Raw genomic sequence first — 11,453 nt, 5'->3', positions numbered from 1 at the left:
TCAATTTTCTTGCCTCCCGATTCTTCTGAAACCAAAATTTCAGGTACGCAGGTCATTATAGAGGAAGAAGCTCAATAAAAGCTCATCCAATCTCATCGCCAACTTTAAATTTGTTGAGGTTTTGTTGAGCTTCACAGTATAATATAAAAAACGACGAAAACGTTGGGAAAAGAAGGTGAATGGCCGATGTTTCATATTCTGGTTGCGGAAGATGATCCGGATTTAAATGAGCTGTTCTGCACGGTGCTTGAGGAGAATGGATTTCAATCCTTTTCCGCGGCGGATGGCGAACAGGCCTTGGAACTGATGGATCGGGAATACATCGATTTGGTGATTTCGGATATTATGATGCCGCGAATGGATGGCTATGAATTGACCAAAGCGATCCGACAGATCAATCCGCTGCTTCCGGTCTTGATGATCACGGCCAAAGACGGCGCGTTTTACAAGCGTGAAGGTTTTCAGGCTGGAATCGATGATTATATGGTAAAACCAGTAGACGTCAATGAGATGATCTGGCGTGTCCGGGCTTTGCTGCGGCGCAGTCAGGTGACCCATGAGCGGATCTTGACCGTCGGGACAACCGTTTTAAAGTTTGACAGCTACAGCGTGACCGTAAACGGTCGAGAAGAAATTCTGCCGCCGAAGGAGTTCTCTTTATTATTTAAGCTGCTGAGTACGCCGGGACGCACCTTTACCCGCATTCAGCTGCTTGATGAAATCTGGGGCGTGGATACGGAAGTGGATGCGCATACCCTTGAAGTTCATATCGGCCGGCTGCGCGAGCGGTTCCGCGGAAATTCTGATTTTGAACTGGTCACCGTCCGGGGCTTAGGGTATAAGGCGGTGCTTCAATGAAACGCATCATGCTTCGTTATCCCTTAGGCTTTGTTGCCATGTTTACGCTGATCGTCTTTACCTCGGTAACCCTTTCCCTTTTCACCGCGGTGATCGTGCTGAATTTATTGATTCTGTGCGGATGGCGCATCACACCTTCACCATGGCTTGTTCTGCTGATTGTTTCCATCATCTGTGTGTTAAGCAGTACTTTCATGGCCAGGGTCCTGGGGAAACGCGTTTTTGCGCCGGTTCGTCAGTTAAGTCAGGCTGCACAGGAAGTAGCTAAAGGTGATTTTTCAGTAAAAATCAAGCTGAACAGCCGAATTCTGGAAATCGCAGAAATGGAACGCAGCTTCAATATTATGACGCGTGAGCTGGCCAGTACGGAGATCATTCACAGCGATTTCACCCGCAATGTTTCGCATGAATTCAAAACGCCGCTGACGGCGATTGAAGGCTATGCTGCATTGCTGCAAAATAAATCATTGTCGCCGGAGCGTCAGCAGGAATATGTGGCGAAGATCATTGCCAATACCCGCCGTCTGACCTCGCTGACAAGCAACATCCTGAAATTATCACGGCTGGAAAATAAAGAACTGCCGTTGGAAGTGGCTCATTTTCGTCTGGATGAACAGATAAGACAGGCAGTGCTGCTGTACGAAATGCAATGGGAGAAAAAACAGCTGCAGTTTGATATGCAGCTGCCGGAATTGATGTGTACGGGCAATGAGGATCTCTTGTTTGAGGTATGGCAGAATCTGTTGGGCAATGCGGTAAAATTTGCCGATCCTAACACCGTGATTTCAGTTCAGGCGGCAATCAGGAAGATGGAGCTTATCGTTTCGATTGCCAATCAGGGCCCGGAAATCGCCGCAGAGGATCAAGCCCGGATTTTTGAAAAGTTTTATCAATGTGAACAATCCCATCATGATGCAGGCAATGGACTGGGCTTGGCATTGGTACGGGAAATCACGACGCTGCATCATGGACGGGTTGAGGTTCATTCTGAAAACGGCCTGACTGTCTTTTCTGTAATCCTGCCGCAGCAACAGGCGTAAGCTGGATTTGCCAAAGGAGTTGGAAGGGCGTGATGGAGTAAGCGGTCTGCTGTCGAGGATTGGAAAAAGCCGGCATCAATGATAGAATAAAGGCGGCAAAGGAGAAAGAATATGCGGAATGTATTGATCTTGGGAGGCAGTTATTTTATCGGCAGACGAATTACAGAACAATGCTTAAAGGAAGGCTGGGCAGTAACCCTGTTAAACCGCGGCAGCCGACCATGGACAGGTGAACCCGTCACTCAGCTGATCTGTGATCGGGATGATGCGGCGGCGATGAAGCAAACGCTGCAGGGCAAAACCTTTGAGGCTGTTATTGATGTATCGGGGTTGGATCAAAAGCAGATTGAAATTGTCTGCGGCAGCCTGGATTGTCCGGTTCCACATTGGGTTTTCATCAGTTCCAGCGCGGTTTACGATGTGGATCGGTGTGCGTTGCCGATCGCGGAAACAGAACCGCTGGGGGAAAATCCATATTGGGGACAATACGGTACGGACAAAATTGCTGCGGAAGCGGCATTGATCAGCAGCTGCACGAAGCGGGGAACCGCTTTGACGATTCTGCGTCCGCCGTATATGTATGGTGAATACAATTATGTTCAGCGGGAAAGCTTTATCTTTCATCATTTGACACAAAACCAGCCAATTTTGATTCCTGCCTCAGACAATCGCATTCAATTCTGCTATACCGGGGATTTGGCGAAGATCATTACGGGCTTGCTGGAGCGGTCAGAACCCGGTGTGCATATTTATAATGTCGGTGATCGCCAGGGTGTCGCTTTCAGTGAATGGATTGAATGCTGTGCGCGGGTCTGCGGCAGATCGGCCCGGATCATCCCGGTCCATGGCGATCAATGGCAGGCCAAAGATTATTTCCCATTTCGGGATTATGACAATGTTTTAGATGTCCGCCGGATTCATGAAATTTTCGATACCGATACGCCGTTTGAAACCGGATTGGCCAAGGCTTATCAATGGTATTGTGAAAATCGGAATGAAATTCAGTTCAAGCCGAAACTGACAGCGAATGAGAAACAGATTCTAAGCGAGCTGGGAGTAAAATAACAGTTAAACTGAATAAGTGCAGTGGGCGCGAAGATCATACACAAAAGCAGCGGATATCTCCGCTGTTTTTATGCTGCAGGAAAGCTTGACAAAACTAGATTACAATTGTAATATATAACTGTATTACAATTGTAATCTAAAGGAGGTGGACCTGTGAAAGCTGAAAAAATAACCGATGCTGAACTGGAAATTCTCAAGGTGCTTTGGCAGAATGAACCGTTGACAGCGAATCAAATCGTCGATGAAGTATTGCAGCACAAAGCGTGGAATGGCAAGACAATCCGCACGCTGATTCATCGTTGTGAGGAAAAAGAAGCTGTATTTGCGGACCGTAGCCAGCGTGAAATTTTATACCGGCCGGCGATCAGCCGCAAGGACTATACTCGTCAAACACAAAAAAGTCTGGCGGATAAGTTATTCAACGGTTCGATGAGCCGGATGATGCTGAATTTCATGGAAGAAGTTGAACTGAGTGAAGAGGAACTGGCAGAGTTAAAGGAAATGATCCGTCATGCTGAAAAATAGTCTTCGGGCACTCTTGGAAATTTCATTGCTGGTCAGTCCGCTGATTCTTATTGTATTGATTTTGCGGAGAAAGTTTCTTAAGCGATTAGGCAAAACCGCACGGCTGCTGATCTGGGTGCCGCTGCTGCTTCAGCTGATGGTTCCTATTTCCTGGTCTTCATCCAGCAGTCCTTACCAACCGCTGACAGATCAGATTCAGCTGCATTTTGCGCAGACCGCTTCCGTGGATCAGCAGCCACTGCTGGAAGATTCACGCCAGGAACATGCTGAGAAGAACGATGTGTTATTGCCGCAGCCTGTGACGTCAGTTTCATCTCTGGAGATTGCGACGGGAATCTGGATTCTTGGCCTGCTTGGATCACTTCTAGTTAATGGTCTGTCGCAGATATTTTGCCGCAGACGGCTTCAGCTGCATGCCAGCACGCCAAAGAAAACTCAGTGGATTCAGGAACAAATGCGTCAGACACGATGCGTGCGGATTCCGGTTCTGGAGAGTCCGGTGCTGAACAGCTGCGCAATTTACGGCAACCTATTTCCGCAGTTAGTCATCGGTGAAAATTGGGATCAGTGGTCATTGGAGGATCAGCAGCTGATGATCCGGCACGAATGCTGCCATCTGCGTTACGGCCATCCGTGGTTATGCGGAATATTCCGGCTGTTGGAAATCCTGTATTGGTTCAATCCCTTTGTCAGATTAATGATCAGGCAAATTCGTCAGGATCTTGAAACCTTCATTGACGACCGTCTTTTGCAGGACCAGCCGCCGCAGAAACGCTGTCATTACGCTGCGATGATTCTATCTGCCGCGACCGATCCGCAGCACAAAGCACTGCAGTGTCTGAGCAGTAAAAGCTCTAAACAACGGCTTAGAGAAAGGGTGGGATTGATTGTGCATCAAAAACGAACTCCCTGGCTGCTTGCCGGGATGATCGTCATCCTGGTGATTGGCTTCTGCGGATTTATGCTGCAAAGGCCACAACCGTTAGCTTCTCAGATGAACACAGTAACATTGGATGTTTCTGACTTAGCGGATTATGAGTATTCGCTCTATCTGGAATCTTTGCAGGTTCATGTTCAATGCCAGGGCAAACCTGAAGTGTTGAAACAGATCCAGGAAAAAGATCTTAAAGCGTCACTCTCCGCATCTGCACTGCGGCAAAACGGAGAACCAGTTTTGCTGAATGAATTGCAGGCGGGTCGGGTAAGCGCTGAGATTCAGTGGATGCTGCCCGAATCTGATGCCTGGGTATGTACTGGAAAGGAAACGACTGTACCACTGACCGTAAGTCTGCTGCCCAAAGACCAACCTGCCCCTATTCTTCCGGAAAAAGCAGCCCAGAAGGAAATGACAGCGCCGCTTAAAAACCCTGTGGTTCTGTGCGGCTGGGGTTGTCATCTTGGACATGAGGCTGTGGATATCTTTGATCCAGATGATGATTATGCCGCTGTATTGGCGGTATCAAAGGGGATTGTAGCGGAAGCCGGCTATTCGGCAGTCAATGGAAATTATCTTGTTTTGGATCATGGCGACGATGTGCAGAGCTATTATATGCATTTGGAAAGTCTTGATGTGAGTCAGGGACAATCAGTTCAGCAGGGTGATAAACTTGGAAAGATCGGATCTACCGGCGCGGCTCAAACGATTTCCTTGCATTTCTTTCTTATGGTTGATGGAATTCGGTATAATCCGGAAGCGCTGCTTCGTTAAGTCGCTGTTTGCCGACAATCGGCGGCAGCGAGAAAAATGGAAAGGAGGGAAATAAATGCTTGAACGGGGTGCTGTTTGTCTGATTGAAATTTCGCTTTTAAGCAGTCCGTTGATTCTTGTCTTACTGGTTTTGCGCAGCAAGGTTTTCCGGCATCTCGGCAAAACCGCAAGACTGCTGATCTGGGTGCCGCTGTTGCTTCAGCTAATGGTTCCGATTCAGCTGACCTCTGTTTACAGCCCTTATCAGAAGCTGGATGAAGCGGGGGTAAAGGAGAAAATGGACACACTGGCTAACCAGCCCATATTTGTCCAGCGCCAATCCGTGCAGCCAGAGGGAAAAACCTCAGATGATGCATGGGTCATGCCGCAGAAAAAGGTCTGGACGCTCAGTGAGGTTGCGTCCTGGGTTTGGGCTCTCGGAGTCTTTGTGGCCGCTTCTGTGAATGGGATCGCCCGCTTTCGCTTAAAGCGCCGTTTAAATTTACAGCCCAGCAGCAAGGAGCTAAAGGAAGAAGCATGGCAGCTCATGCGTCAAAGCCGGTGCCTTTCCGTTCCGGTAGATCAAAGTGCGGCTGTTCACAGCTGTGCCATTTACGGAAATTGGAAGCCGCACCTGGTTTTGGGAACTGACTTTAAGCAAAGAACCGCGGAAGAAAGACAAACGATGCTTTTGCACGAATGTCTGCATTTGAGATATGGACATCCGTGGTTTCTGGGCTTGATTCAAATCTTGGAAATCGTTTATTGGTTCAATCCTTTAGTCGGACTGATGATGAATCAGCTGCGGCTGGATCTGGAATATTTTATTGATGAAAAACTGCTGGAGGACAAACCGCAGACAGTACGGATTCGCTATGCGCAGCTGCTGCTTTCATTGGCGGCGGATAAGGATCAGCATGCTCTGCAGTGTCTGAACAGCCAACGTACACAAACACGTTTAAAAGAAAGGTTGGGATGGATTGTGAATAAAAAACGAACACCAGGACTGATTGCCGCAGGAGTTGTCATTCTCGTTCTGGTCGGCAGCGTTGGCTTGATGCTGAAACCAGAAGCTCAGTCAGGCTGGGAAATGAAGATGCAGCTGACGTTAATCCAAAATGAAACGAATCCTGTAGAATTGGTTGGAGATCCAGATCAGAAGGTGTGGTGTGAAGGATCTAAAAAAGCCCTTGAATCGATGGGGATGCAGGTCCCGGTGATCGCCCATGCCGAGGTTTGGCAGACACCTTTCGGTGAGCCGTTGACACTGAGAGACATGCAGCTGGGGGCAGAATCTGCAGTCAGCTTGGAATGGGGTGAAATACCAAGTTCAGTAGAATGCTTTATGCCTCAGGGCAAGATCTTGGTGAAATTAACTGAGGATCAGCTTCAAAAGCCTTATCAGGAAGCCGACGGCGAGGAAACAGTGCAGCAGCTGAATGCAATATCCCCGGTTGAAAATTGGAAAATTACCTGCGGCTGGAACTGTTATGCGGATCATCAGGCTCTGGACATTACGGATCCTGATAATAAACAAGCACCAATTCTGGCAACTGCTGACGGTCAGGTTTTTGCAACCGGTTATAATACGATTCAGGGAAATTATGTGATTTTGGAACACAGCGAGGGGATACAAAGCTTTTACGGTCATTTGGATGAGATTCAGGTCCAAGAGGGCGATCAGGTCAATCAGGGGCAAACCCTAGGTGTGATGGGAATGACGGGCCGCGCGACCGGACCGCATGTTCATTTCTATTTCATGCAGGATGGCATCGCTTTGGATCCATCCGGATTGTTTGAAGAATAGAAAGATTATGAAAGAACTCGGAAAAACCGAGTTCTTTTGTTGCTCAGAAAGCGGATTCACGATATACTGAGCCTAAAGGTGAAGGAGGATATTTATGAGTACCCTGGACTATCATATTCATACGATCGTCAGTACGGATGCGGATTACACACCGGCTGAGATCATTGCCATGGCTAAGGAAAACGGTGTGAAAACCCTGGCGATTACAGATCATAACAATGTAGCCAGTATCGCGGAAGTGATGCAGTTGGGGGCGCAGAATGGAATTCGCGTGATTCCGGGAATAGAAATTGACTGTGAATTTGAAGGCGTCGGTCTGCATATGACGGCCTATCAAATTGATTATACCGATCCGCGCTATGATGCGTTGTTCCATTATTATTACGATCAGTCTGTTGAAAATACATGGAAAGCCAAACATCAGTTCTGTGAGGCGATGCATCTGGATCTGCCGGATGCAGCGTTAAAATCAATTGCCAAGGATAACATTCTTGTGCCGGAGGACATCGGTGCCTATTTGTTAAGTCATGCTGAATTTGATGGTTTAGCCTGGCTGGACCCTTATCGTGAAGGCGGCAGCCGCAGCGATAATCCAAACGTGAATTTTTTCTGGGATTTCTTTTCGCAGGGAAAACCGGGTTATACGGCCGGATCCAAGAAGACGGCAGCGGAGGTCATTGAACTTATCCATCAAACCCATGGGGTAGCGGTCGTTGCTCATCCAGGAGCGAATTTCAAAGGAAAAGATGAAGTTCTGGCACGGTTACTGGACAGCGGTGTTGACGGTTTGGAGGTTTACAGCAGCTATCACAGCGAAGCCGAAACTTTGCATTATCGGCAGATGGCGCTGGATCATCACCTGTGGATGAGCTGCGGCAGTGATTTCCATGGACACCACAAGCCGGCTATTCGCATCGGCGGCTTGCCTTATCTGAAGGATGAAGCGGAAATTCATCGCTTTTAAGCCCTGTTTTACAACTTTTTCGTGATTTTTACAGGCTGCTTTGATATAATGATAAAGTCAATTTTGGAAGGTGGTTATTAATTATGGGACGAGCACATGAAGTCCGTGCGGCAGCCATGGCCAAAACAGCTGCAGCGAAATCCAAATTATATTCGCGTTATGGCAAAGAATTGTTGATTGCGGCAAAAGCGGGGGTTCCGGATCCGGAAATGAACCTGGGTCTGAAGCGGAAGATCGCCGAAGCCAAAGCCAATCAGGTGCCGGCGGATGTCATCAAAAGAGCGATTGAAAAGGCTAAGGGCGGCAGCGGGGAAAACTATGATTCCTGCCGTTACGAGGGTTTTGGTCCAGGGGCAGCGACAATCATTATCGACTGTCTGACCGACAATACCAACCGCAGCGTCAGCGCTGTAAAAACATGCTTCAACAAGGCTCATTGCAAAATGGGAGTCGCCGGCTGTGTTTCGCACAGCTATGATAACGTGGGTCTGTTCAACTTCCCTTATGAAGATGAGGAAGGCATGCTGGACACGCTGATCATGGCTGAAGTCAATGTCATTGATATTGAAAGCGAAGAAGGCAGTATGACCGTAACTGTGGATCCGACGGATTTCCATAAAGCGAAGGAAGCGATTGATGGATTGATTCCGGAGGTTGAATACGAGGCCTGCGAAATTACAATGCTGCCGCAGGAATATGTTACGCTGGACAGCGATGAGGATAAAGAATCCTGGAATCGTTTACTGACGATGCTGGATGACTGCGACGACGTTCAGAAGGTTTATCACAACGTACAGTCTGAATAAGAAAGAAAAAACGGCTGATTGAAAGCCGTTTTTCTGTGGGACAGAAAACTTGCGGTTTAGAAAATGGTACCACCGCCGTCAGCACGAAGAGTCTGACCGGTGATGTAATTGGAAGCTTCGCTGGCTAAGAAGACAAGAATTGGCGTCAGATCTTCATAAGCGGTACCGATTCGGCCGATGGCTGGAACTTTAAAACCCAGTGTTTCCGGTTTGCGCTGGCCTTCCGGAAAGGAATCAATAATCGTCTGCATTTTTGGTGTGATCGCCGTCGGGCTGATGCAGTTGACGTTAATGCCATCCTTGCCCCATTCCCGTGCCGCAACCATAGTCAGTCCGCGGATGGCTTCCTTGATTGAAGCGTAGGCGGCATAACCTTCCGCACCCGTTAGGCCGGCAGGGGAGGCAAAGTTAATGATTTTGCCTTTGGATTCTTTTAAATAAGGATAGCAGAGACGCATTAAGCGCCATGTAGCCAGATAGCCGCTTTCAAATACAGTCATCAGATCCGCTTCCGTTTGTTCAAGAAACGGACTGCCCGGTTTGGCATTGACGGCATTATTGATCAGAATGTCAATGCGTCCGAAATGATCGGTGGTTTGATGAACCAGATTTTCAAGCTGAGTCTTGTCTGTAATATCGCAGACGACAGCCAGTACCTGCGCGCCTCTCTGCCGGCAGGCTTCAGCCGTTTCCTCCAACTTGGACGCAGTTCGGGCGCAAATCGCCAGCGATGCTCCTTCTTCTGCGAAGCGAATGGCGGTTTCTCTGCCGATTCCGCCGCTGCACCCTGTAATCAGGGCTACTTTTCCATCTAAGATTTTCAACACGATCCCTCCTTTAATTTAACTGTACGCTCAGCAAGAAGGGAAAACAATCATTTTGTTAAGTAGTGCATCATATTCACAAAGTTATCTGAAAGAAAGCCTGAAAATAATCGAAACCGTCGACGGATTAATGAAAGTTTTCCTTCAAGTTAGTTTTTTGTTATAATGATAAACGAAGGAAAGGAATTCATCATGAAACGAATATTGACTTACGGTACCTATGATCTTCTGCATTGGGGACATATCCGTTTATTAAAGCGCGCGAAACAATTGGGGGATTATCTGATCGTCGGTTTATCAACTGATGAGTTTAATGCGATTAAAGGCAAGAAGGCTTATCACAGCTATGAAGAGCGCAAGATGATGCTGGAGGCCATCCGCTATGTAGATTTAGTTATCCCTGAGAATGAATGGGGCCAAAAGGCCAAAGATATCCAGGAATATCATGCGGATGTCTTTGTCATGGGCGATGATTGGGAAGGCAAGTTTGACGAACTGAAAGCTTATTGCGAAGTGGTGTATTTGCCGCGGACAGAAGGAATATCGACAACGAAAATTAAAGAAGATCTGGAGAAGCTGAAATAAGGAAGCCGATTCATCGCAGCTGAATCAGAGGTTCCAGTAAAAAAAGAAGTCTGGGCTATTTCTGAAAATAAAACTTCAGAGAATTCAGACTTCTTTTCTTATGTCGCTTTTCAGAGGGGATGCTGAAGACTAAAACTAAAATCGAATGAACTGCTTTTACGTTTTCTCTAAATTTCAGCGAAGAACGGATGAAGTTTTATTTTCTGATCGCTTATTCTTGATCAGATATTCCGCGATTTGATAGTCAGAAAAATCTGAATACCGCTGCATTAATTGTAATATCTTTTGAATTAAAGCTGTTCCCTCTTCTAAATCTTCAGCGATAGCTTCGGCTGTCTTGCCTTTCGCCGCTTTTTTGCGGATCAGCTGAATCTTGTTGGTCAGAATTCCTTGTTGGAGTCCCTCCTGTCTTCCTTCTTTTCTGCCTTTTCGCTCGCCCTTCTTCATGCCATTAAAGTATTGTCCCATTAATTCCATTTCATGCACCATTTCGTCTGTCTGCCGCATGAATTCAACTGTTTCACGAGGAATAGCTTCCATTCTTTCCACCGCCTTTCGACACCCTTCGTCCAATTCCATAATCTTGCGGATCCACGCTCTTTTTGATGGATCTCCTGCATATTTTAGGATGACCACCCACCGTTCTAAAGCCGTCAGCTGCTCTGTCGGTTTCTTCGCTAAGCGTTCCGCTCTATCTATTTCAATAATACTCAATTGAATATATTCTGTCAAGGGTTTCACATTGTAGCTGCCAACAAAGGAATAGTCTTCAAAATATTGATCCGGATCATCAAAAAATGGGAAATCCGCAATCATTAAGACCCAAATCGGTTTTAATTTTGAGAAGTCCACACCGCGGATAGGCTGACTGCTGAACAGGCGTGAGGCGTAAAAGGCAATACGGATCCCTTGTAAAACTTTGCTTCCTGAGCGCTGCATTTCAACATTAAACATCAGATGATCGTTGATTAAGCCGCGGGCGTCATAACGGTTGGCTTTTTGATCTTCAAAGTTTACTGTTTCTTCATTGGGAAACAACACAATCTTTTTGATGACGAGCTGGGGATGGATCGCTTGAAGCAGGAATTTAAGAATTTCCAGATTAAAAGGATTACAGAAGACGTGTTTGAAGACCCAGTCTTCCGTTAAAGATAATGGTTTATTTCTTTTTAAGCGGGACAAGTTGTATTTTGTGTTAACAGAATTCATGTTTATCATTAACCCTCCACTATACATATTGCGGAAAAATGGAAAAAGCCCCGCCGAAAACCGAAGAAAGTTAAACTTTTTTT

11 protein-coding genes are annotated in these 11,453 nt (G+C 46.9%); 9 read left to right on the top strand and 2 right to left on the bottom strand.

Annotated elements, in window-relative coordinates; all coding sequences use genetic code 11:
• Positions 1-186 precede the first annotated feature (186 nt).
• From MCG46_RS11395 to MCG46_RS11360, 8 genes are all read left to right on the top strand, one after another.
• Entirely contained in the window at positions 187-858 is a 672-nt protein-coding gene (locus tag MCG46_RS11395; RefSeq protein WP_240280115.1) for a response regulator transcription factor, read from the top strand.
• Complete coding sequence (locus MCG46_RS11390) at positions 855-1,898, top strand: HAMP domain-containing sensor histidine kinase (RefSeq protein WP_240280114.1); 1,044 nt, start codon at positions 855-857, stop codon at positions 1,896-1,898. The genes MCG46_RS11395 and MCG46_RS11390 overlap by 4 nt, the downstream gene beginning before the upstream one ends.
• A 111-nt stretch (positions 1,899-2,009) precedes the next feature.
• Positions 2,010-2,963 (top strand): NAD-dependent epimerase/dehydratase family protein, encoded by a 954-nt coding sequence (locus MCG46_RS11385; protein WP_240280113.1) that lies wholly within the window; start codon positions 2,010-2,012, stop codon positions 2,961-2,963.
• Between the two features lie 153 nt (positions 2,964-3,116).
• Positions 3,117-3,488, top strand: coding sequence for a BlaI/MecI/CopY family transcriptional regulator (locus tag MCG46_RS11380; protein ID WP_240280112.1), 372 nt, complete (start codon positions 3,117-3,119; stop codon positions 3,486-3,488).
• The gene (locus MCG46_RS11375; RefSeq protein ID WP_240280111.1) at positions 3,475-5,196 is read left to right on the top strand and encodes a M23/M56 family metallopeptidase; all 1,722 of its coding nucleotides are present in this window, start codon (positions 3,475-3,477) and stop codon (positions 5,194-5,196) included. Before MCG46_RS11380 ends, MCG46_RS11375 begins: the two co-directional genes overlap by 14 nt.
• Before the next feature lie 55 nt (positions 5,197-5,251).
• Positions 5,252-6,982, top strand: a complete 1,731-nt coding sequence (locus MCG46_RS11370) for a M56 family metallopeptidase (RefSeq protein ID WP_240280110.1) — start codon at positions 5,252-5,254, stop codon at positions 6,980-6,982.
• 94 nt (positions 6,983-7,076) lie between these two features.
• Complete coding sequence (locus tag MCG46_RS11365) at positions 7,077-7,946, top strand: PHP domain-containing protein (protein ID WP_240280109.1); 870 nt, start codon at positions 7,077-7,079, stop codon at positions 7,944-7,946.
• Positions 7,947-8,029: 83 nt separating this feature from the next.
• On the top strand, positions 8,030-8,752 hold the full coding sequence (locus MCG46_RS11360; RefSeq protein ID WP_020223871.1) for a YebC/PmpR family DNA-binding transcriptional regulator: 723 nt from the start codon (positions 8,030-8,032) through the stop codon (positions 8,750-8,752).
• Positions 8,753-8,808: 56 nt separating this feature from the next.
• On the opposite strand, the gene MCG46_RS11355 is transcribed toward MCG46_RS11360, so the two are convergent.
• On the bottom strand, positions 8,809-9,576 hold the full coding sequence (locus MCG46_RS11355; protein ID WP_240280108.1) for an SDR family NAD(P)-dependent oxidoreductase: 768 nt from the start codon (positions 9,574-9,576) through the stop codon (positions 8,809-8,811).
• A gap of 192 nt (positions 9,577-9,768) precedes the next feature.
• On the opposite strand from MCG46_RS11355, the gene tagD reads away from it, so the two are divergent.
• Positions 9,769-10,161 carry a glycerol-3-phosphate cytidylyltransferase gene (tagD, locus tag MCG46_RS11350; protein WP_020223869.1) on the top strand — a complete coding sequence of 131 codons (393 nt, stop codon included), beginning with the start codon at positions 9,769-9,771 and terminating at the stop codon, positions 10,159-10,161.
• A gap of 174 nt (positions 10,162-10,335) precedes the next feature.
• Here tagD and MCG46_RS11345 read toward each other — a convergent pair whose 3' ends face one another.
• Complete coding sequence (locus MCG46_RS11345; protein WP_240280107.1) at positions 10,336-11,370, bottom strand: Rpn family recombination-promoting nuclease/putative transposase; 1,035 nt, start codon at positions 11,368-11,370, stop codon at positions 10,336-10,338.
• Positions 11,371-11,453: the final 83 nt, after the last annotated feature.

The organism is Holdemania massiliensis, from assembly GCF_022440805.1.
Taxonomy (GTDB): Bacteria; Bacillota_I; Bacilli_A; order Erysipelotrichales; family Erysipelotrichaceae; genus Holdemania; species Holdemania massiliensis_A.
The sequence above is the reverse complement of the archived record's forward strand: the minus strand, read 5'-3'. Positions and strand labels throughout refer to the sequence as shown.

What these genes read in the sequence shown, in the direction of transcription:
- MCG46_RS11385 (WP_240280113.1), top strand. Translation starts at nt 2,010, where the DNA reads ATGCGGAATGTATTGATCTTGGGAGGCAGTTATTTTATCGGCAGACGA.
- MCG46_RS11395 (WP_240280115.1), top strand. Translation starts at nt 187, where the DNA reads ATGTTTCATATTCTGGTTGCGGAAGATGATCCGGATTTAAATGAGCTG.
- MCG46_RS11390 (WP_240280114.1), top strand. Translation starts at nt 855, where the DNA reads ATGAAACGCATCATGCTTCGTTATCCCTTAGGCTTTGTTGCCATGTTT.
- MCG46_RS11360 (WP_020223871.1), top strand. Translation starts at nt 8,030, where the DNA reads ATGGGACGAGCACATGAAGTCCGTGCGGCAGCCATGGCCAAAACAGCT.
- tagD (WP_020223869.1), top strand. Translation starts at nt 9,769, where the DNA reads ATGAAACGAATATTGACTTACGGTACCTATGATCTTCTGCATTGGGGA.
- MCG46_RS11370 (WP_240280110.1), top strand. Translation starts at nt 5,252, where the DNA reads ATGCTTGAACGGGGTGCTGTTTGTCTGATTGAAATTTCGCTTTTAAGC.
- MCG46_RS11365 (WP_240280109.1), top strand. Translation starts at nt 7,077, where the DNA reads ATGAGTACCCTGGACTATCATATTCATACGATCGTCAGTACGGATGCG.
- MCG46_RS11375 (WP_240280111.1), top strand. Translation starts at nt 3,475, where the DNA reads ATGCTGAAAAATAGTCTTCGGGCACTCTTGGAAATTTCATTGCTGGTC.
- MCG46_RS11345 (WP_240280107.1), bottom strand. Translation starts at nt 11,370, where the DNA reads ATGAATTCTGTTAACACAAAATACAACTTGTCCCGCTTAAAAAGAAAT.